We start from the raw sequence: 20,393 nt of genomic DNA, 5'->3' as shown, positions 1-20,393 counted from the left end.
CTTGGCCACCATCAAGGACATCGCTCTCGCCCTCGGCATCGCGCCTTCGACGGTTTCGCGCGGCCTGAACGGGCAGCCTGGACTGTCGGAGGAGGTCCGGCAGAGGATCGTCGAGACGGCGGCGCGCGTCGGTTACCGCCCCAGCGGGATCGCGCGCGCGCTGCGCAGCAAGACGACCCGGACGATCGGCCTGATCGTTCCGAGCATTCTCAATCCCTTCTTCACCGACCTGGCCTACGCGGTCGAGCTGGCGGCGCGCGCCAGGGGCTTCAGCGTCATCGTCGGCAATTCCGACGAGGAGCCGAGCCACGAGACCGAATATCTGCGGATCATGATCGAGCGCGGCGTGGACGGGTTGCTGGTCGCGCCCAGCCGCGATCGCAACGCGATGCTGACAGAGCTGCATGAGGGTGGAACGCCGATGATCTTCCTGGACCGCAAGGTTCCGGGGCTCGACGTGCCGACCGTCGACGTCGATCCCGAGCCGGCGATCCGCGCGCTGGCCCGGCGGATGGCGGGGCTCGGCTTTCGCCGCGTCGGCATCGTGCGCGGGCCGGACGGCGTTGGCGTGGCGCGGGAGCGCACGGCGCGGATGGTGCGGGCCGGCGAGGCGAGCGGGCTTGTCTTCGAGCCGCGGCACCAGTTCGCCGGCAATTTCACGGTCGACGGCGGCAAGGCTGCCTTCGCCGCCCTGAGCCAGGACATGCCCGATGCGATCTTTCTTACCAATAACCTGATGACGCAGGGTTTTCTGCTGGCCGCTGCCGAGGCGGGCACCGGCGTCGGCCGGGAGATCGCCATCGCGACCTTCGACGATGTGCCGCTGTTTCAGCTCTACAACCCGCCGATCACGGCGATCGTCCAGCCGACCCGCCGGATGGGCGAGATGGCGGTCGACATGCTGCTGAGACGCATTGCCGGCGAGCGGGTCTCGTCGGCCCGCCTCGCAGCGGATGTGGTTTTCCGCGCTTCGTTCAGCGAAGCGCGCCCCTTCTGAGGACGATTGGATGACGCGCGTTCGACAAAGCCGGTTTGCATGGATCGGTCACAACGAGGCCCTGGTAGGCCTGCTCATGCTGTGTCCGGTCTTCATCGCGCTGATCGTGCTGCGGCTCTGGCCGGCCGGGATCGCCCTGGTCCATTCGCTGACCTCCGACGAGCCGGGTGGCGGTTTTGACCTCGCCACCTACTCCTATCTGTTCCAGGACCCGACCTTCCTGAACTCGCTGTTCCGTACGGCCATCTTCTCGATTGTCATCAACCCGCTGCAGATCCTGCTCGCCCTGGCGATGGCGCTGCTGATGAACCAGAAGATGAAACTCGACGGCGTCTGGCGGACGCTGATCCTGCTGCCGGTCGTCATCCCGCAGAGCATCTCGGCGATCATCTGGGGCGTCGCGCTCCGGCCCGACGGGCCGATCAACGCCGTGCTGGTGTCGCTCGGCCTGCCGGAGCAGGGCTTCCTCACCTCGACGACCCAGGCGATGCCGAGCCTGATGGTGGTGGTGAGCTGGGTCGGCTGCGGCTACTGGATGACGTTCCTGCTCGCCGGTCTGAAGGACATTCCGGTCTCGCTCTACGAGGCCGCCCGGCTCGACGGCGCCAATCGCCGGCAGCAGCTCTGGAACATCACGCTGCCGATGCTGCGCCGGCCGCTCCTGTTCGTGCTCGTCGCCGACACCGTCGCGAACTTTCTCGTCTTCGCGCCGGTGCAGATCCTGACCGGCGGCGGGCCGGAGGAAACCACCAATCTGATCATGTCCGAGATCTACACGCGAACCTTCGTCTATGGCGACGACAAGGGTGGCGCCGCCGCGACGGTCATCCTCGTCGCGGTGGTGCTCGTCGTCGTGCTGATCCAGTTCCGAATGATGCGGGGGAGGGGCGCGTGATGACCCAGGCCGATACCGTGAAGTCGTCGCGTTTCGCGCTTTTCGGCGCCGTGCTGGTGGCGGCGCTGTCGATGGCGCCGCTCTACTGGGCGCTGATCTCGTCGCTCCGGCCGAGCGAGGACATCTTCCGCTACATCTCTGAGGTCAGCCTCTGGATGTTCGTGCCGAACCGGATCACCTTCGACAACCTCATCAATGTCTGGAGCGGCCCCTTCGCCCGGGCGATGATGAATTCCGTCATCGTCACGCTGGCGACGATCGTGCTCGGGCTCGTCATGTGCTCGATGGCGGCCTTCGCGCTGGCGCGGCTCGAAATTCCCGGCAAGCGGGCGATCTTCTCGATTGTCATCGTCAGTTTCCTGGTGCCGTTCGACGCAATCGCGGTGCCGCTGCTCAGCCTGTTCCGCAGCTTCGGCATGCAGAACACCTATCTCGGCATCATCCTGCCCGGCATCGGCAACGGCTTCGCCGTGTTCATGCTGCGGCAGTTCTTCCTCGGCATCCCGAAGGAGCTTTCCGACGCGGCGCGGGTCGACGGACTCGGCTGGTGGGGCATCTTCACCCGCATCTACCTGCCGCTTTCCAAGCCGGCGCTTATCTCGGCCGGCCTGATCCTGTTCGTGTTCCAGTGGCAGGCCTTCCTCTGGCCGCTGCTGATCGCTCCGGATCCCGACTACAAGGTCGCCGCCGTCGCCATCGCCGATTTCGCCGGTCAGTTTTCAACCGATTTCGGCTCGATGTTCGCGGCCGCCGTGGTCGTCTCCGTCGTGCCGCTGGTGATCCTGCTGGTCTTCCAGCGCTATTTCACGGCCTCGGTCGCCTCGAGCGGCAGCAAGGAATAGCGCCGATCACATGGAGCGGGGGGGCGGTCGGCATCCCCTTTCTCTGTGTTTTGGGGCCGGTTCAGACGGCGCGGGACATCGTTGCCCGGCCGCTGGTCAAGTCGGCGACCATCTGGCGGATCTCCTCGACCCTGTCCTCGTGGATCGCTGCGACGAGTTCGCAGCCTGTAGCCGTGTAGGCCTGCGTCAGCACCTGCGCCGCCGGATGGGCTGCAAGCCGCGTCTGCAGCAGCGCCAGATCGCCGAAGCCGCAGGCAATCGTCGCCTCGCGGGTGCGGATGATCGGCACCTTCGCCGCGGCGCGCAGGCAGGTTGCCGCCGTGCCGCCATAGGCGCGGATCAGGCCGCCGCCGCCGAGCAGGATGCCGCCGAACCAGCGGGTGACGACGACCGCGACGCCGTCGAGCGACTGTCCCTCGATCGCCTGCAGGATCGGTTTCCCGGCGGTGCTGCTCGGCTCGCCGTCATCGCTGAAGCGATAGCTCTGGCCGATCTTCCACGCCCAGCAATTATGGTTCGCGGCCGGGTCGGAATGAGCGGCGATGAATTCCTTCGCCGCCGCCTCCGACGAGACGGGGCCGGCCGCCGCGATGAAGCGGCTCTTGCGGATTTCCTGCCGGAAGGTTTCCGTCCCTTCAAGGGTGAACATCGTCGTCATGGTCGTCTTTCCAGCCGCGCGCGCTCTTCCATGCGCGGTGTGGCGCCGGCGATCAAGCTGCTGCCGCCCGCTTCGCGTCAGGAACGGGGAAGGATGAAGGCGACCTGCAGGCCGGTTCCGTCCGTCCGGTTGCTGAGTTCGAGCCCGACGCCCAGGCGCTGGGCGGCGATCGCGACGATGGTGAGGCCCAGCCCGGTTCCGGAGGGGCTCCGGTTGCGGCCGCGATAGAAGCGCTGCGTGACGAGATCGAGTTCCTCGTCCGGAATGCCGGGCCCCTGGTCGGCGATCAGGATGCCGGTCGCGCCCGGCATGGGCCGCCACGACACGACGCCCTCCTCCGGCATGTGCTGGATGGCGTTTTCGTGCACGTTGCGGAGCGCCAGCATCCAGGTCTCGCGCGGGCCGGGCAGACGGATCTCGGCGAGCGCCGGGTCGATGTCGACACGGATGTTCGCCGCCGGCGGGCTGGTCGAGACGATTTCCGCCAGCAGGTCGGAGGCCCGGTGCGACAGCGTCCGTGCGACCGGGCTTTCCGCCTCGAGCTTGGTCAGAGCCAGCAGCTGGCGGACCAGCCGCGTCGTGCGGTCGACGGAGACGAGGATCTGCGACAGCGCGTGGTCGCGCACCGCCGGGTCGGAGGCGGCGCGGGCGATCTGGGTCTGGGTCTTCAGCCCGGCGAGCGGCGTGCGCAGTTCATGCGCCGCGAAGGCGGTGATCTCGCGCTCGTGCCGGCGCGCCGCCTCGACCTTGTCGAACAGCGCGTTGAGCGCCCTGGCGAGCGGCTGCAGTTCCGTCGGCAGCTTGCCGGCGTCGAGCGGGCGCATGTCCTCGGCGTCGCGCTGCTCGAGGTCTTCGGCCATGTCGCGAAGCGGCCGCAGCCCGCGTCCGAGGCTCGCCCAGATCAGCAGGCCGAGCACCGGCAGCATCAGCAGCGCCGGCGCCAGCAGGCCGATGATCAGGTCGGTGACGAGCTTCTGGCGCAGGCCGATGCGGTCGCCCACCATGACGCGCACGCGCTTGACCGGGTCCTCGATCGAATAAACGCGCCAGGATTCGCCGGCGACGACCCGGTCCGAATATCCGTCCACATTGTCGGCCAGTTGCACGGCCGGCGCGCCGGTCGAGCGGGCGACGAGCCGGCCGTCCAGCGACCAGATCTGGCAGGAGAGCTGGCGCTCATAGCTGGAAGTCTCGGGCAGGAGCAGGGCCTGGCCGCCTGCACCGCCGGAGGCCGGCAGGTTGTGGCCGTCGACGAGCGAATGCACCATTCGCGCGGCTTCCTGCAGCCTCGTGTCGAGCACATGCTCGAGTTCCGAACGGCTGCTGACATAGATCCACGCCCCGGCGACCAGCCAGATGATGCCGGTCGCCGCGACCAGAATGGCGAAAAGGCGCCGCTTCAGCGAGTTCATGTCGCCGACCGGATGCGATAGCCGAGGCCGCGCACGGTTTCGACCGCAGTTCGGCCAATCTTGTTGCGCAGATTGTGGATGTGAACCTCGACCGCGTTGCTTTCGACCTCTTCCTGCCAGCCATAGAGCCGGTCCTCGATTTCGCTCTTCGAGCGGACCGTTCCCGGCCGCTCCATCAGCGCGGCCAGCACGGAGAACTCCCGCCGCGACAGCGAGACGGGCTCGCCGGCGACGGTGACCGAGAGCGTCGATGGGTCGAGCGCGATGGCGCCGGCCTGCATCAGCGGAGCGGCGCGGCCGGCGTTGCGGCGCGCCACCGCGCGCACCCTTGCCGCCAGCTCGTCCAGATCGAAGGGCTTGCCGATATGGTCGTCGGCGCCGCTGTCGAGCCCGAGGATCCGGTCGGCGGTTTCATCCAGCGCGGTCAGGAGCACGACCGGCGTCGTGTCGCCCGCGCCGCGCATCTCGCCGAGCACGTCGAGGCCGGAGCCGTCCGGCAGCATCCGGTCGAGCACGATCGCGTCGAAGCGCGAGGTGGCGAGCGCCGCGCGCGCATCGGCGCAGGTCGCGACGCCATCGACGGTCACGCCGCCGAGCGCCAGGCCGACCTTGATGCCGTCGAGAAGGATCGGATCGTCTTCGACGACGAGAACGCGCATTCTCGTTTCCCTTTGCCTGCTTGCCTTTGCGAGGCTGTTGCCAGATCGCGTCCGGTATTCCGTCCGCGCCTTAAGGCTGGCTTAAGGTGGCGATCTCATGTCGCTCCTCGCAATCACACGGGGTCGCGATGCCGCAAAAGCTGATTCACCGTACGATCCTCGCGATCGTCTGTCTCGTTGCGCTGCTTGGCGGCGCGGCCGTCGCCAAGGTTCCGCTGCCGGTCGACGACGCGTTCCGCCTGCAGGTCGAGCGCGATGCCAAGGCCGGCCTCCAGCTCGAATGGCAGATCGCGCCGGGCCACTACCTCTATCGCGAAAAGATCCTCGTCGCCGGCGACAAGGCGCTTGTCGTGACCACGCCGCCGGGCGAGATGAAGGACGATCCGAACTTCGGATCGACCGAAATCTACCACAACCAGATCACGGCGCGGCTCGGCGAGACGCAGTCTTCGGGCTCGCTCCGCATCACCTACCAGGGCTGCGCCGAGGACGGCATCTGCTATCCGCCGGTGACAAAGGCGCTCGATCTCGCGTCGCTCGCGCTGAGCGACGTCGAAACCGGATTCGGCTTTGGCGCTCCGGAGGGCGGGGCCCCGGAGACGGCTCCCGCGACGACCGCCGTGACGCAGGCCTCCTTCGCGGATGCCGGCGCTCCGGCCCAGGTCCCTGGAATCCCGGTGGCGTCCGATTCCGCCTCGCTGATGTCCGGCAATCTGGCCTGGACGCTCGCAGCCTTCCTCGGCTTCGGGCTGCTCTTGTCTCTTACGCCCTGCGTCTTCCCGATGATCCCGATCCTTTCCGGCATGCTGGCGCGCTCCGGAGAAAGCCTGTCGGCGCGGCGCGGTTTCGCGCTTTCTTCCGTCTATGTCGTCGCCATGGCGCTGGCCTATGGCGCGCTCGGCCTCGTCGCCGCTTGGTCGGGAGAGAACCTGCAGGTCGTGCTGCAGGCGCCTTGGGCGCTCGGCCTGATGGCGGCGGTCTTCGTGCTGCTCGCCTTGTCCATGTTCGGTCTGTTTGAACTGCAGGCGCCGGCGCGCTGGAGCGGATGGATCGCCGGCCGCACGCAGGGCCGCGCCGGATCGGTCGCCGGGGCGGCCGCGCTCGGCTTCGGCTCGGCGCTGATCGTCGGGCCCTGCGTCACGCCGCCGCTCGCAGCGGCGCTTCTCTATGTCGCCCAGACCGGCGATGGCGCGCGCGGCGCGGCGGCGCTTTTCGCGCTCGGCCTCGGCATGGGCCTGCCCCTGATCGTGTTCGGCACCTTTGGCGGCCGCTTCCTGCCGAAATCCGGCGCCTGGCTGGTGCGGGTCAAGCAGGCCTTCGGCATCATCTTCCTCGGGCTTGCCGCCGCCATGGTGCTGCGCGTCCTGCCCGGGGCCTTTGCCTTGCCCGTCTGGGGCGTCGGCGCGCTCGGCGCCGCCGTGTTCCTGGGCGCGTTCGATGCGCTCGACGCGACGACCGGATCCTGGCGGAGACTGCGGAAATCGGCCGGCCTGGCAGCCGCCGTCTATGGCGCGGCGCTGATCGTCGGCTTCGCCGGCGGAGCGACCGATCCCATGCGCCCGCTCGCCTTTCTCGCCGGGGCGGGAGCCGCCCCCGTAGCGGCATCGCCGGCGCTGGTCGTGCACTCGGAAGCCGCTTTCGACCAGGCGGTGTCGGCGGCCGAGGCGGATGGCCGCCCCATTCTCGTCGCCTTTACCGCCGACTGGTGCACCGTGTGCAAGTCGAATGACCGCGTCCTGGCCGAGCCCGGCCTTGCGACGCCGCTGTCGAACGTCGCCTTCATCAAGGCCGATGTCACCCGGGACGGCGAGGACAGCCGACGGCTGATGCGGCGCTTCGGCGTCGTCGGGCCGCCGACGATGTTTCTGCTTGGCCCGGCCGGGGCGGAGATCGCCGGCTCGCGCCTGATCGGGGCGGTTTCCCTCGCCGACCTCACCCAACGTCTCGAGCGTATCGAGCAGCCTGGTCGCGTTGCCCCCGAGCCGACCGCTTTTCCAGAATGGAGTCCCTCATGAACCGCCGTTTCTTCCTCGGTCTCGCCGCCGCCGGCCTCGCCGGCTCCTCCGCCCTGATGCTGGGCGGCAACGCCGCTTTGGCGAAGAGCGTCGACGTGAGTTCGGTGCTGCGGGACCCCGAAGCGCCGGTCGGCGGCAATCCGCGCGGCGATGTCACGATCGTCGCCTTCTTCGATTACAACTGCCCCTACTGCAAGCTTTCGGCCGTCGATCTGGCCCGCGTTGTCAAAGAGGATGGCCGCATCCGGCTCGTCTACAAGGACTGGGCCATTCTTTCGGCCGCCTCCGTCCAGGGCGCGCAATACGCGCTCGCGGCCAAGTACCAGGGCAAGTATGTCGCGGCCCACAATGCTCTGATGCGCCTTTCGGGCGGGCATCGGTCCGGCGCGGAGATGCTGCAGGCGATCAAGGCCTCCGGCGTCGACGTGAACCGCCTGCAGGCGGATCTCTCGGCGCATGGCCCGCAGATCTCGGCGCTCATGAAGCGCAACCACGCCCAGGCGCTCGGGCTCGGCATGAACGGCACGCCGACCTACCTGATCGGCGATTTCCGCACCTCGACTCTCGACTATAACGGCTTTAAGCAGGCGGTCGCCGAGGCGCGGCGCCGGCAGGCGGTCAATTGATCCTGCCCGCCGAACCGCCACTCCCATCTCCCCGAACCGGAAATCTCCCCCCGATGTCCTTCGTCCCGATGCGCGCTGCCCGGCAAGCGGCCGTCGCGCTTCTGCTTCCCATCGCGCTCGCCGCCTGCGCCTCGACGGGCCCGCGTCCCGACGCCACCGCCACCCTGGTCGTCGACCCGCAGGTCGCCAGCCACTACGCGGCGATCGACACGGAGAAGTTCCCGGTTCCTGCGGTTGCGCTCGACAAGCTGAAGCCGCGCAATATCCGCACCCAGGTCGAGTATCCGACCGACCAGCCGCCGGGTACGATCGTCGTCGACCCGCATGAGCGCTATCTCTATCTCGTGCAGGAGGGCGGCACGGCGATGCGTTACGGCGTCGGCGTCGGCAAGGCGGGGCTCGAATTCGCCGGCACCGCCAATGTCCAGTACAAGCGCCAGTGGCCGCGCTGGACGCCGACGCAGGACATGATCGCCCGCTCGCCGGAGATCAACCAGCAATGGGCGGGCGGCATGGAGGGTGGGCCTGAAAACCCGCTCGGCGCCCGCGCGCTCTACCTGTTCAAGGATGGCAAGGACACGCTCTACCGCATCCATGGCACCAACCAGCCCTGGTCGATCGGCGAGGCGGTTTCCTCCGGCTGCATCCGCATGATGAACCAGGACGTCATCGACCTCTATGGCCGCGTTCCCGACGGCTCCAAGGTCGTGGTGCTCTGAAGCGATCGCGGGGCTCTCCGGCCGGGGAGCCCCGTCTTTCCGCTTATCGATCGGCTGGCTCCAATATGTCGCCGATGAGGCTCAGCGTGTTGCGCAGCGACGTGTCGAGATGCACGCGCATCGCTTCCATGGCGCGATCCCCGTCCCGCGCGGCGAGAGCGGCGAGGATCGCCTGGTGCTGGGCGATGGTCGTCTCGCCCGAACCGGGGCGGGGCAGCGCCAGATAGCGGCCGCGATCCATCTGCGCCTTGGAGATATCGACCGCCCGCCACAGCATGGAGAGATTGTTGATCTCGGCGATGGTGCGGTGGAACTGGTCGTCGAGGCGGATCGCGTCGGTGTAGCGCTTACGGCCGATCGCGGTCTGGTGCTGGCCGATGATGTCTTCCAGCTCCTCGAGATGCTCCTTGCGGATCTTCGCCGCCGCGCGACGCACGCTCTCGACCTCGAGCGCGTTGCGGATCACATAGGCTTCCTCGAGGGCGTCGCGCGAGATGCCGGCGACGAATGTGCCTGTCTGGGCATAGACGTTGATCAGGCCCTCGTCGCTCAGCCGCTTCACGGCCTCGCGCACCGGCGTGCGCGACACGCCGAGCTGCTCGGCGATCTCGACCTCGTTGACGGATTGGCCGGGACGCAGCTGGCCGATGATGATCAGCGTGCGGACGAGTTGGTAGATCTGGTCGCGCAGCGGCGACTTGCGATCGAGGTTGACGAGCTGCAATTGCAGCAATGCCGCTTCGGCCACCCGTTCAGACCTTTCTCAAATCGCCGGTGCCGGCCAAGCCGGTCCGGGCATCCAGCAGCATCGCTCGGCTTTCGCGGCCGCACGACCTGTTTCGTATTACTGTTATATTAGTCTGGCGCATGGTCGCAAGCATAGCCGCCTCGGATCGGGGAAGCCGGCAATCCGCTCCCTTTTGTTGGAATCTGGAAGAAGTTGATCGTTTTCAACGATATGACAGACAAAACCATACCGCAACATTCATGAATTGAATCCACAGCCTCGCCTCCAACTTGGCGTTGAAGGCTGCTTGACACGTTACACTAATATAACAGACAGTGCCGTCGTGCTTCGGCCGACTGAGGAGGCGGTCGATGCGCGCAGGGGAGGAGACCTCGCAACGTCGCGCCATTCACCCGGAGTCCGCCAGGACTGCCGGCGGAGGATCGCGCCCGAACGGCGACCGTTCGCTTCCCCGGCATGCAGATGGGGCCTGCCGCGAGACCGGCGGGTTCGAGAGGGAGGAAGAGCGAGATGGCGGATCCAAACAACTATCCGAAGCTGCACAACGCCGCGTGGCCGGGCGTCGTCGGCAAGGGCGGGGAGGGCGGCGAGCCCGTCATCCCGCTCGACACCCTGTTGGAGCTGACCGCCAAGGCGGAAGTCGACGGACAGAAATTCGACGGCATCGATCTCTGGCTGGCCGATCCGCATCTCTCGATCGACAGCGACCGCGACCAGGTCAAGCGCATGGTCGACCATATCGCGAGCTACGGTCTCAAGGTCGGCTCGTTCGTGGCGCCGATCTGGGCGGGCGCCGGCGGTGGCTCGGCCATGGGCTCGGCCGATGACCGCAAGCGCTTCGTCTCGCAGGTTCGCAAGGCCGCGCAAATCGGCGAACAGATGCGCGAACTCGGCATCCGGCCGACCGGCGGCATCCGCATCGATTCCTCCACCGGCGTCGGCGACTGGGACAAGGATCCCGTCGGCAACACCAAGCTGATCGCCGAGACGTTCCGCGAGGCCGGCAAGGCGGCGCAGGACCATGGCGAGTTCGTCGTCGCCGAGGGCGAGATCTGCTGGGGCGGCATGCAGTCCTGGCGCGAGAATGTCCGCCTGCTCGAGGAAGTCGGCATGCCCGGGATCGTCGGCTACCAGGCCGACATGGCGCATTCGATGCTCTTCACCCTCGGTTACAACGCCGAGAAGGATCGCCTGCTTCCCGAGGGCTATGACTGGCAGGACCGCTCGGTCCTCGACGCAGCCTACAAGAAGGTCGCCGACGCGCTCCGCCCCTGGACCTATGATTTCCACGTCGCGCAGAACGACGGCACCGTCTTCGGCTCCGGCGACCACGAGAAGACCGGCCGCCATGTCCAGGTCACCGACCCGAACGGCAAGCTCGATGTCACCAAGCATGCCGGCTACTGGCTGCGCGACGACGCGGGCAACCTGACCAAGAAGATGCGCCACATCGCCTGGGACGGCTGCATGTTCCCCAATTCGGTGATGACCGCGCAGCAGACCTGGAACGACGTTCTGGGGGCGATGATCAAGGTGCGCGACGCCCATGGCTGGCGCGAATAAGGCTCCGGGGGATTTCAGGATGACCAAGAAGAAGCTCAATATCGGTCTGGTCGGTGCCGGCTTCATGGGCCGCACCCATTCCAACGCCTTCCGCCAGGTCGGCCAGTTCTTCGGCGGCGAATACGAGCCCGTGCTGAAGGCGATCGCCACGCGCAACGCCAAGGGCGCCGCCGATTTCGCCGCCAACTGGGGCTATGAAAGCTCGGAGAGCGACTGGCGCAAGCTGATCGAGCGCAAGGATATCGACCTGATCGATATCGCCAGCCCGAACGACACCCATGCCGAGATCGCCATTGCCGCGGCCGAGGCCGGCAAGATGGTGATGTGCGAGAAGCCGCTCGGCCGCAACGCCGCCGAGGCCGAGAAGATGGTCGCGGCCGTCGAGGCGGCCGGCGTCGCCAACATGGTCTGGTACAATTACCGCCGCGTGCCGGCGGTGACGCTCGCCAAGCAGATGATCGACGAGGGCCGGCTCGGCCGCATCTTCCACTATCGCGCCAAGTTCCTGCAGGACTGGACGATCTCGGCCGACGTGCCGCAGGGCGGCATGGGCACCTGGCGTCTCGACGCCAGCGTCGCCGGCTCGGGCGTCACCGGCGACCTGCTCGCGCACTGCATCGACACAGCGCTCTGGCTGAACGGCGGCATCGACAGCGTCACGGCGGCGACGGAGACCTTCGTCAAGCAGCGCTCGCATGCCGTCAGCGGCAAGGTCGAGGAGGTCAAGATCGACGACGCCAGCGCGTTCCTGGCCCGCTTCGACAACGGCTCGCTCGCGACCTTCGAGGCGACCCGCTACGCCCGCGGCCACAAGGCGCTCTACACGCTCGAGATCAACGGCGAGAAGGGCTCGATCGCCTGGGATCTGCACGACCTGCACCGGCTGCAGTTTTTCGATCACGGCGACGACGGCCATCTGCGCGGCTGGCGTTCGATCCACATCACCGATGGCGACCATCCCTATATGAGCCACTGGTGGGTGCCTGGCCTGCAGATCGGCTACGAGCACAGCTTCATCCACCAGGCGGCCGATTTCCTCGGCGGTCTCGCCTCCGGCACGCCGGCGGCGCCGACCTTCCGCGATGCGCTCCGCACCGACTATGTCACCGACGCCGTGCTGGCATCGGCCAAGTCCGGTCGCTGGGAAGCGGTCAAGGGCTGAGCGGCATCACGGCGATGAACTCCGCAACCCCCCTCGCGATCCAGGTGCAGTCGGTGACCAAGAGCTTTCTCGGTCAGCGTGCGCTGGACGACATCGACTTCGAGGTTGCTCGCGGCGAGGTGCATGGCCTGGTCGGCAAGAACGGCGCCGGCAAGTCCACCTTCATGAAGATCCTGTCGGGCGCCCAGCCGCCCGACAGTGGTCAGATCATCGTCGGCGGCACAGCCTTCAAGGCGCTCAATCCGGCCGAGGGACGCGCGGCGGGCATCGCCATCGTCTACCAGAATCCCGAACTGCATCTCGATCTCTCGGTCGCGGCCAACATCTTCCTCGGCGCCGAGCCCCGCAAGGGCTTCGGCGTCCTCGACGACAAGGCGATGGCGGCGCGGGCGACCGAGCTGCTGGCCCGGCTCGGGCTCGATCTTCCCGTCAACAAGCGCCTCGGCGATCTCGACATCGCCGACCGTCAGCAGGTCGCGATCGCCAAGGCCGTGCGCGAGAAGGCGCATGTGCTGCTGCTCGACGAACCGACGGCGGCGCTTAACAAGGCGCAGGCGGAATTCCTGTTCCGGCTGATCCGCGATCTCGCCAGACAGGGCATGGCGATCGTCTATGTCTCGCATCATCTCGACGAGGTCCTGGCGATCTCGGACCGCATCACGGTTCTGCGCAACGGCCGCAAGGTCGCGGTGGTCGAGGGCAAGAGCGCCGACAAGGACGGGCTGATCTCGATGATCGTCGGGCGCACGCTCGACGCGGTCGAGACGCATCGCAGTCCGCGGTCGCGGACGGATCCGTTCCTGATCATGGAGAGCGTCTCCAGCCCGGGCGGGCTCGACAATGTCTCGCTCGAGGTCGCCAAGGGCGAGATCGTCGGCGTGACGGGTTTGATCGGCGGCGGCGCCAATGCGCTCGCGGCCGTGATCGGCGGGCTCGACCATCGCGACCTCTCCGGGCGGATGACGCTGGGTGGCGAACCCTATGCGCCCCGCGCCGTGCGCGAGGCGATCGCCCGCGGCGTGCTGTTCATTCCCGAGGACATGCGGGGGCGCGGCCTGGTCATGGGGCTTTCGATCGCCAAGAACATCTCGCTCGCCGCGCTCCGCTCGCTGTCGAAGCTGGGCTGGCTCAAGCTCGCGAAAGAAACCGGCGTCGCCACCGAAATGTCGGAGCGGCTCGATCTCAATCCGCGCGTGCCCAGCCGCGAGGTGCGGTTTCTCAGCGGCGGCAACCAGCGCAAGGCGCTGCTCGGCCGCGCCATCTTCGCCGATGGCCGGCTGTTCGTGCTGGAGGAGCCGACGCAGGGCGTCGACGTCGAATCGCAGCGCCAGATCCATGATCACCTGCGCGGCCTCGCCGACAAGGGCGCGACCGTCGTGTTCGTCTCGACCGACCTCGAGGAGCTGATCGCGCTTGCCGACCGCATCCTGGTCCTGCGCGCCGGCCGGATCGAGCAGGAGCTGTCGCCCGCAGGCCTCGATCCGCAGCAATTGCTCGTGGCCATCCAAACCCAAAGCGCCCGGAGCGTGAACTGATGACCTCTTCCGCCGCTACCGCCGCCCAGCCGGCGGGCCGCAAGTCCGGGGCTTCCCGCAAGGTCGATATCGGCCGCTACACGCTGCTGATCGTGCTGCTGCTGATCGTGGTGATCACGGCCATCGGCAATCCGCGCTTCCTGTCGGTCAACAACCTGCTCAACATCCTGTTCCAGGTTTCGGCGCTCGGCATCGTCGCCGCCGGCCAGACCATCCTGTTGATCGCCGGCGGCCTCGACCTTTCGGTCGGCGCGGCGCTTTCGGTTGCCGGCCTCGCCACGGCGCTGACGATCATGCACACCGGCTCCGCCGTGCTCGGCATCCTCGCCGGCGTCGCCGCCGGCACGCTCATCGGCGCCATCAACGGCATGCTGGTCTCGACCAACCGCGCCACGCCCTTCATCATCACGCTCGGCACGATGACCTTCCTGCAGGGCGTTGCCATCCTGATGTCGGGCGGCAGCCCGATCAACGGCACCGGCGCGCTGTTCGACGTGTTCGGCCTCGGCGATTTCCTGCGCGTGCCGTGGCCCGTCTACGCCATGATCCTCGCCATCGCCGTGATGTTCCTGATCCTGCGCTTCACCACGCTCGGCCGCTACGCCTTCGCGATCGGCGGCAACGAGGAAGCGGCGCGGCTTTCCGGCATTCCGGTCCGGCGCATCAAGATCGCGCTCTATGCGCTGAGCGGCCTCTTCGTTGGCGTCGCCGGCGTCATCCTCACCGGCGTCCTCGACTCGGGCCTGCCCAGCATGGGCACGGGCTACGAGCTGCGCGCCATCGCGGCCGTGGTCATCGGCGGCACGCCGCTGATCGGTGGCCGCGGCTCGGTCATCGGCACGTTGGGCGGCGTCCTGCTGCTCGGGCTGGTGAGCAACAGCATGAACCTTCTCGGTGTCGGCGCGAATTTCCAGAGCGCCGTGCTGGGATTGATCATAACCGCGGCGGTCCTGCTGCAGAAAAAAGCCTAACCGGCACGCCGCTTCACAAGGACGTCAAAGGAGGAGACGACCCATGACTATCACGAGGAGAGCCCTTGCGGTTCTGGCGCTCGGAACGGCGCTGATGGCGCCGAGCCTGTCGCAGGCGGCCGAGAAGACCATCGCCTTCATGCGCGGCGGTCCGGATCCCTACTACCAGTTCGGCATGAACGCCGCCCAGGCCGCCGCCGACAAGCTCGGCGTCAAGCTGATCACCTATTCGGCGAACAACGACCCGACCCAGGAACTCGCCAACGTCCAGGACGCGATCACCAAGGGCGTCGACGGCATCCTGATCTATGCGGTGTCGCTGTCGTCGGAAAAGGCCGCCATCGCCCAGGCCAAGAAGGCCGGCGTGCCGATCTTCTTCCAGTATGGCTATGACGAGTCGATCCTGGCGGATTCGGCTGGCATCATGCAGATCGATCTCTACCGGTTCGGCGAACCCGTCGGCGAGGCGATCGGCAAGCTGCTGCCGGAGGGCGAATACGCCACCATCACCGGCAAGCTCGGCCGCGGCGACGCGGAAGCCTTCGTGCAGTCGTTCAAGAACGGCATCGCGAAGTCCGGCTCCAAGGCGGTCAGCGTTGCCGACCTCGCGGCCGACTGGGACCGCCAGAAGGCCATGGACGCCGCCTCGCAGATCCTGGCGGCTCATCCGAACGTCAAGGCGATCTATGCCGCCAATGACGACATGGCCGTTGGTGTCGCGATTGCCATTGAGCGCGCCGGCAAGACCGGCCAGATCCTGATCGGCGGCAACAATGGCGCCCCCTACGGCGTCGAGCTGATCGAGAAGGGCCAGATGACCCTGACCGGCAGCAACCCGCCCTCGATCGCCTCCGTCCATGCGCTGCGCCTGCTGCTCGGCGTCATCGACGGTTCGGTCAAGCCCGGCCAGTTCTACTATGCGCCGAGCCAGGTGATCACCAAGGACAATCTGGCCGATGCCGCTCCCTGGGATGCAAAGCCGGAAATGGTCACCAAGTGGCTGGAAGAGCCGCTGCCGCAGGGCGCGGCGCCGCCGGTCCCGCCGACCAACTGATGCGTTGCGGCCGGTGGACCTTCGGGCCCGCCGGCCTCTCTGGCACGCGGCATCGTCGCGGCCGGTCTGCATGTTGAACCAGGACGACCGCGATGAAGATCGGCTTCAATCTCCTGCTCTGGACGGCGCATGTCGAACCGCAGCACTGGCCCGTTCTCGAAGACCTGAAACGCTGCGGCTATGACGGCGTCGAGATCCCGATCTTCGAGGGGACGCCGGAGCACTATGCCGAACTCGGCCGCGAGCTCGACCGTCTCGGCCTCGACCGCACCGTGATCGCGCTTTTCCCGGCGACCGAGATGAATCCGATCGGCGCCGAACCGGCGCAGCAGGAAGCGGCGCGCGCCCACATGCGCTGGATCCTCGATTGTTCGGCGGCGCTCGGCGCCAGGGTCGTCGGCGGGCCGCTGCATTCGACGCTTGGTCATTTTTCCGGCGCCGCGCCGTCGGCGGAGGAGCGCGAGCGCGCCATCGCCTTCCATCGCGAAGCCGGCGACATGGCGCGCGAGCGCGGCATCACGCTGGTGCTGGAGGCGGTCAACCGCTTCGAATGCTATTTCGTCAACACCATGCACGACCTGAACGATTACCTGGCCGCCGTCGCTCACCCGAACGTTGCTGGCATGTACGATACCTTCCACGCCAATATCGAGGAGAAGGATCCGATCGCCGCCGTGGCCGCCATCGCCCCGCATCTGGCGCATGTGCATGTCTCGGAGAACGATCGCGGCACGCCCGGCAAGGGCCATGTCGATTTCGCCAGTACCTTCAAGGCGCTGAAGCAGGCCGACTATGACGGCTGGATCACCATCGAGGCATTCGGACGGTCGATGCCGCTGCTGGCAGCCGCGACGCGGATCTGGCGCGATCTCTTCCCATCAAATGCCGAAGTCTACAGCGACGGCTTCACGCTCATCCGCGACGGCTGGCGTTCAGCCTGAAGCCCGCGCAACGGCGGCTTTGCTTGCGGCCGCGATAGGATCGATACCATGAACGAGGCAGCCCCCATTCCGGCCCAGCCGCGCACGCTTCTCCTCAATGGCGAGGACAATATCGCCGTCGCGCTCGGCAATCTCGAAGTCGGCATGACGACGGCGCAGGACGCCACCATCATCCGGCGCGTGCCGCGCGGGCACAAGTTCGCGATCCGGCCGATCGCCGCCGGCGAGGCGGTCCGCAAGTTCGGCCAGATCATCGGCTTCGCCAAGACCGACATCGCCGTCGGTGACTGGGTGCACGAGCACAATTGCGGCATCGGCGAGGAGCATGGCGCCTTCGCGCGCGACTATGCCTTCAGCGAGGGCGTGGTGCCGACGCAATATGTGCCGAAGGAGTTCCAGGCGACGTTCCAGGGTTATCGGCGTGCTAACGGAAAGGTCGGCACGCGCAATTATGTCGGCATCCTCACCTCGGTGAACTGCTCGACGACGGTCGCCGGCTTCATCGCCACCGAGATCGAGCGCTCCGGCATCCTGAACGACTATCCGAACATCGACGGCATCGTCGCGCTAAAGCAGGCCAATGGCTGCGTCATCGACTATCGTGGCGTGATCTTCGACACGCTGAAGCGCACCACCTGGGGCTATGCAACCAACCCGAACATGGGCGGTGTCGTCATGGTCGGCCTCGGCTGCGAGGGTTTTCAGATTCCGCGCTTCAAGGATGCCTACAAGGTCGAGGAAAGCGAGACTTTCCGCACTATGACGATTCAGGAAGTCGGCGGCACCCGGAAAACGGTCGATGCCGGCGTCGAGGCCGTGAAAGCGATGCTGCCGATCGTAAACAGCGTGAAGCGCGAGACGGTGCCGGCTAGCGAACTGATGCTGGCGCTGCAATGCGGCGGCTCGGACGGCTATTCCGGCATCACCGCCAACCCGGCATTGGGCGTCGCCGCCGACATCCTCGTCCGCAATGGCGGCACCGCCATCCTCTCCGAAACGCCGGAAATCTATGGCGCCGAGCACCTTCTGACCCGCCGCGCCGTGTCGCGCGAGGTCGGGGAGAAGCTGGTCGGCATCATCCATTGGTGGGAGGATTACGCAGAGCGTAACCTCATGGAGATGAACAATAATCCGTCCCCCGGCAACAAGCAGGGCGGCCTCACCACCATTCTCGAGAAGTCGCTCGGCGCCGCCGCCAAGGGCGGCACCTCGCCGCTGACCGCCGTCTATGGCTATGCCGAGCCGGTGACCGAGAAGGGCTTCGTGTTCATGGACACGCCCGGCTACGATCCCGTCTCGGCGACCGGGCAGGTGGCGGGCGGCGCCAACATCCTCTGCTTCACCACCGGCCGTGGCTCCGCCTATGGCTGCAAGCCGACGCCGTCGATCAAGATCGCCACCAATTCCGAGATCTACGCCAAGATGATCGACGACATGGACATCAATGGCGGCGACGTGCTCGACGGCAAGTCGCTCGAAGCCAAGGGGCAGGAGATCTTCGACCGCATTCTCGAGGTCGCTTCCGGCGACAAGAGCAAGTCGGAGCTGCTCGGCTACGGCGACAACGAATTCGTGCCGTGGCAGATCGGCGCGACCTTCTGACACCGCCTTTGGCCCCTGGGGGCTGAAGGGAAGCCCGGTCCGTTCCAGAACGCCGCACCGTCTGGAGCGGGCCGGGTGACCTTCGCGGCGGGCGCCTTCCAACATCCAAGGAGAAAGACATGCTGAAGGGACTTTCGCCCATTCTCAGCCCCGACCTGCTGTGGACCCTGCGCGCCATGGGCCATGGCGACGAGATCACCATCGTCGACGCCAACTATCCCGCCACCAGCGCCGGGCCGGAACTGATCCGCATCGATGCCGCGACCGCGCCGCAGGTGCTCGAGGCGATCCTGTCGCTGTTGCCGCTCGACCAGTATGACGACGTCGCCGCGATCTCGATGCAGGTGGTGGGCGATCCCGACCGCCGCGAGCCGATCGTCGACGAGTTCGAGGCGATCGTCCGGAAGCACGAGCCCGAGCACAGGGTGCATTCGCTGGAGCGCTTCGCCTTCTATGAGCGCGCCAATGCCGGTTACGCCATCGTCCAGACCGGCGAGACCCGCCAGTATGGCAATCTGATCCTCAAGAAGGGCATTGTCCGTCCGAGCTGAGTCCGGAAGGCCATCCGGACCGGGATCCGTCGGGGCGCAAGAGGCCGCTCCGGCGCCGTTTCACGGTCCGGAAACAAAGGCGGATGGCCTGCAATATTCTGAAATACCAGCAATGTTTTGACGCCCGAAAATAGTTGCCGGGCTTGGAGCCGCGTGAAAGAGAGGATCTATATGGTCACTCGATGATTGCCGGGTGACGACCCTTCGGGAGACTCTCGCATGAAATCCAAGGCCCTTGCATTGGCGAGTCTGATCAGTGCTCTGCTTCTGGCCGCCTGTTCCGGCCAGTCCGGTAGCGGACAGGCAGGCGGGCCGCCGACGGGCCCGGTCGAAGTCGGCGTGATCACCCTGCGGCCGCAGAACGTGCCGATCACCATCGAGCTTCCCGGCCGCGTCAGCGCCACCAAGGTCGCCGAGATCCGGCCGCAGGTCGACGGGTTGATCCAGAAGCGGGTGTTCACCGAGGGCGGCCAGGTCAAGGCCGGCGACCTGCTCTATCAGATCGATCCGCGCCCCTATCAGGCCGCCTATGACGCGGCCGCCGCCGCGCTGGAGAAGGCGCAGGCCGCCGTGCCCAGCGCCCAGGCCAAGGTCGACCGCTACAACCAGTTGGTCGGCGTGAACACGGTGACGGCGCAGAGCCTGGACGAGGCCAAGGCGGCGCTGGCGCAGGCCAAGGCCGACGTCGCCGCCGCCGAAGCGGCGCTCGCCACCGCCCAGATCAACCTCGACTACACCAAGGTCGTGGCGCCGATTTCCGGACTGATCAGCACCTCGGCCGTGACCGAGGGCGCGCTGGTGACCGCCAACCAGTCGACCGCGCTCGCCACCATCCGCGAGATCGACCCGATCAACGTCGACCTGACCGACTCCAGCACCAACCTGTTCCGTATCCGCAACCTGATCGACAGCGGGCGGCTGAAGCGTGGCGAGGGCCCGCCGAGCGTCCAGCTCAAGCTCAATGACACGGCCGTCTATGACCAGCCCGGCGTGCTGCGCTCGACCGAGGCGATCGTCAACGAGACGACCGGCACCTTCTCGATGCGCGCCAGCTTCGATAATCCGACGCGGATGCTGCTGCCCGGCATGTATGTCCGCGCCGTGGTCAATCTCGGCACCGACGAGGGCGCCTTCCTGGTGCCGAAGCGCGCCGTCAACCGCAACGCCAAGGGCGATGCCACCGCGATGCTGGTGTCGAAGGATGGCAAGGTCGAGACCCGGGTGCTGCAGACGCTGCAATCGGTCGGCTCGAACTGGCTGATCGAGGACGGCATCTCGGACGGCGACCGGCTGATCGTCGACGGCCTGCAGAAGATCGGCGACGGCCAGGCCGTGACGCCGATCGAGGTCACGCTCGATGCCGCCGGCGTCGCCCATCCGGCCGATGCCAAGACGAACGACAAGACGCCGGCGCCGGCGACCGCCCCGGCGACGGGAGGCTGA

General features: G+C 67.0%; 19 protein-coding genes. 15 read left to right on the top strand and 4 right to left on the bottom strand.

Going from position 1 to position 20,393, the window contains the following annotated elements; translation table 11 throughout:
* Position 1: 1 nt before the first annotated feature.
* The 3 genes from WFK98_RS16285 to WFK98_RS16275 are packed head-to-tail and all read left to right on the top strand — an operon-like array spanning position 2 to position 2,734.
* Entirely contained in the window at positions 2–997 is a 996-nt protein-coding gene (locus WFK98_RS16285; RefSeq protein WP_336800960.1) for a LacI family DNA-binding transcriptional regulator, read from the top strand.
* Between the two features lie 10 nt (positions 998–1,007).
* The gene (locus tag WFK98_RS16280) at positions 1,008–1,892 is read left to right on the top strand and encodes a carbohydrate ABC transporter permease (protein ID WP_266338816.1); all 885 of its coding nucleotides are present in this window, start codon (positions 1,008–1,010) and stop codon (positions 1,890–1,892) included.
* Positions 1,892–2,734: a carbohydrate ABC transporter permease gene (locus tag WFK98_RS16275; protein WP_266338815.1), complete on the top strand. Its 843-nt coding sequence runs from the start codon at positions 1,892–1,894 to the stop codon at positions 2,732–2,734. Before WFK98_RS16280 ends, WFK98_RS16275 begins: the two co-directional genes overlap by 1 nt.
* A 61-nt stretch (positions 2,735–2,795) precedes the next feature.
* Here WFK98_RS16275 and WFK98_RS16270 read toward each other — a convergent pair whose 3' ends face one another.
* The 3 genes from WFK98_RS16270 to WFK98_RS16260 form a co-directional block, all read right to left on the bottom strand.
* The gene (locus WFK98_RS16270; RefSeq protein WP_266339078.1) at positions 2,796–3,383 is read right to left on the bottom strand and encodes an IMPACT family protein; all 588 of its coding nucleotides are present in this window, start codon (positions 3,381–3,383) and stop codon (positions 2,796–2,798) included.
* Between the two features lie 86 nt (positions 3,384–3,469).
* Positions 3,470–4,804 carry an ATP-binding protein gene (locus WFK98_RS16265; protein ID WP_266338814.1) on the bottom strand — a complete coding sequence of 445 codons (1,335 nt, stop codon included), beginning with the start codon at positions 4,802–4,804 and terminating at the stop codon, positions 3,470–3,472.
* Positions 4,801–5,463: a response regulator gene (locus tag WFK98_RS16260; protein WP_266338813.1), complete on the bottom strand. Its 663-nt coding sequence runs from the start codon at positions 5,461–5,463 to the stop codon at positions 4,801–4,803. Before WFK98_RS16260 ends, WFK98_RS16265 begins: the two co-directional genes overlap by 4 nt.
* Before the next feature lie 128 nt (positions 5,464–5,591).
* On the opposite strand from WFK98_RS16260, the gene dsbD reads away from it, so the two are divergent.
* From dsbD to WFK98_RS16245, 3 genes are read left to right on the top strand one after another with little or no spacing between them, the layout of a single operon-like run.
* Entirely contained in the window at positions 5,592–7,478 is a 1,887-nt protein-coding gene (gene dsbD / locus WFK98_RS16255; RefSeq protein ID WP_336800959.1) for a protein-disulfide reductase DsbD, read from the top strand.
* Positions 7,475–8,104, top strand: a complete 630-nt coding sequence (locus WFK98_RS16250) for a DsbA family protein (protein WP_266338811.1) — start codon at positions 7,475–7,477, stop codon at positions 8,102–8,104. Before dsbD ends, WFK98_RS16250 begins: the two co-directional genes overlap by 4 nt.
* A gap of 53 nt (positions 8,105–8,157) precedes the next feature.
* Entirely contained in the window at positions 8,158–8,823 is a 666-nt protein-coding gene (locus WFK98_RS16245; protein WP_336800958.1) for a L,D-transpeptidase, read from the top strand.
* Between the two features lie 43 nt (positions 8,824–8,866).
* On the opposite strand, the gene WFK98_RS16240 is transcribed toward WFK98_RS16245, so the two are convergent.
* Complete coding sequence (locus WFK98_RS16240) at positions 8,867–9,553, bottom strand: GntR family transcriptional regulator (RefSeq protein WP_442907445.1); 687 nt, start codon at positions 9,551–9,553, stop codon at positions 8,867–8,869.
* A 528-nt stretch (positions 9,554–10,081) separates the two neighbouring features.
* Here WFK98_RS16240 and WFK98_RS16235 point away from each other — a divergent pair.
* The 9 genes from WFK98_RS16235 to WFK98_RS16195 all read left to right on the top strand — a co-directional run bounded on the left by WFK98_RS16235 (position 10,082) and on the right by WFK98_RS16195 (position 20,393).
* On the top strand, positions 10,082–11,134 hold the full coding sequence (locus tag WFK98_RS16235; protein ID WP_336800956.1) for a sugar phosphate isomerase/epimerase family protein: 1,053 nt from the start codon (positions 10,082–10,084) through the stop codon (positions 11,132–11,134).
* A 19-nt stretch (positions 11,135–11,153) separates the two neighbouring features.
* A complete protein-coding gene (locus WFK98_RS16230) occupies positions 11,154–12,296 on the top strand; it encodes a Gfo/Idh/MocA family protein (RefSeq protein WP_336800955.1) in 1,143 nt (380 codons plus the stop codon).
* Between the two features lie 14 nt (positions 12,297–12,310).
* Positions 12,311–13,831: a sugar ABC transporter ATP-binding protein gene (locus WFK98_RS16225; RefSeq protein ID WP_336800954.1), complete on the top strand. Its 1,521-nt coding sequence runs from the start codon at positions 12,311–12,313 to the stop codon at positions 13,829–13,831.
* Positions 13,831–14,802 (top strand): ABC transporter permease, encoded by a 972-nt coding sequence (locus WFK98_RS16220; protein ID WP_266338806.1) that lies wholly within the window; start codon positions 13,831–13,833, stop codon positions 14,800–14,802. Before WFK98_RS16225 ends, WFK98_RS16220 begins: the two co-directional genes overlap by 1 nt.
* A gap of 43 nt (positions 14,803–14,845) precedes the next feature.
* Complete coding sequence (locus tag WFK98_RS16215; protein ID WP_266338805.1) at positions 14,846–15,856, top strand: sugar ABC transporter substrate-binding protein; 1,011 nt, start codon at positions 14,846–14,848, stop codon at positions 15,854–15,856.
* Between the two features lie 92 nt (positions 15,857–15,948).
* The gene (locus WFK98_RS16210; protein ID WP_336800953.1) at positions 15,949–16,797 is read left to right on the top strand and encodes a sugar phosphate isomerase/epimerase family protein; all 849 of its coding nucleotides are present in this window, start codon (positions 15,949–15,951) and stop codon (positions 16,795–16,797) included.
* A 48-nt stretch (positions 16,798–16,845) separates the two neighbouring features.
* Entirely contained in the window at positions 16,846–18,399 is a 1,554-nt protein-coding gene (locus WFK98_RS16205; RefSeq protein ID WP_336800952.1) for a UxaA family hydrolase, read from the top strand.
* Between the two features lie 119 nt (positions 18,400–18,518).
* Positions 18,519–18,950 carry an RbsD/FucU family protein gene (locus WFK98_RS16200; RefSeq protein WP_336800951.1) on the top strand — a complete coding sequence of 144 codons (432 nt, stop codon included), beginning with the start codon at positions 18,519–18,521 and terminating at the stop codon, positions 18,948–18,950.
* A gap of 219 nt (positions 18,951–19,169) precedes the next feature.
* Positions 19,170–20,393 (top strand): efflux RND transporter periplasmic adaptor subunit, encoded by a 1,224-nt coding sequence (locus tag WFK98_RS16195; protein WP_336800950.1) that lies wholly within the window; start codon positions 19,170–19,172, stop codon positions 20,391–20,393.

It is taken from the genome of Kaistia sp. MMO-174 (genome assembly GCF_037147815.1).
Classification (GTDB): domain Bacteria; phylum Pseudomonadota; class Alphaproteobacteria; order Rhizobiales; family Kaistiaceae; genus Kaistia; species Kaistia nematophila.
Note: the sequence above shows the minus strand (reverse complement) of the source record. Positions and strands in the feature narration are given on the sequence as shown.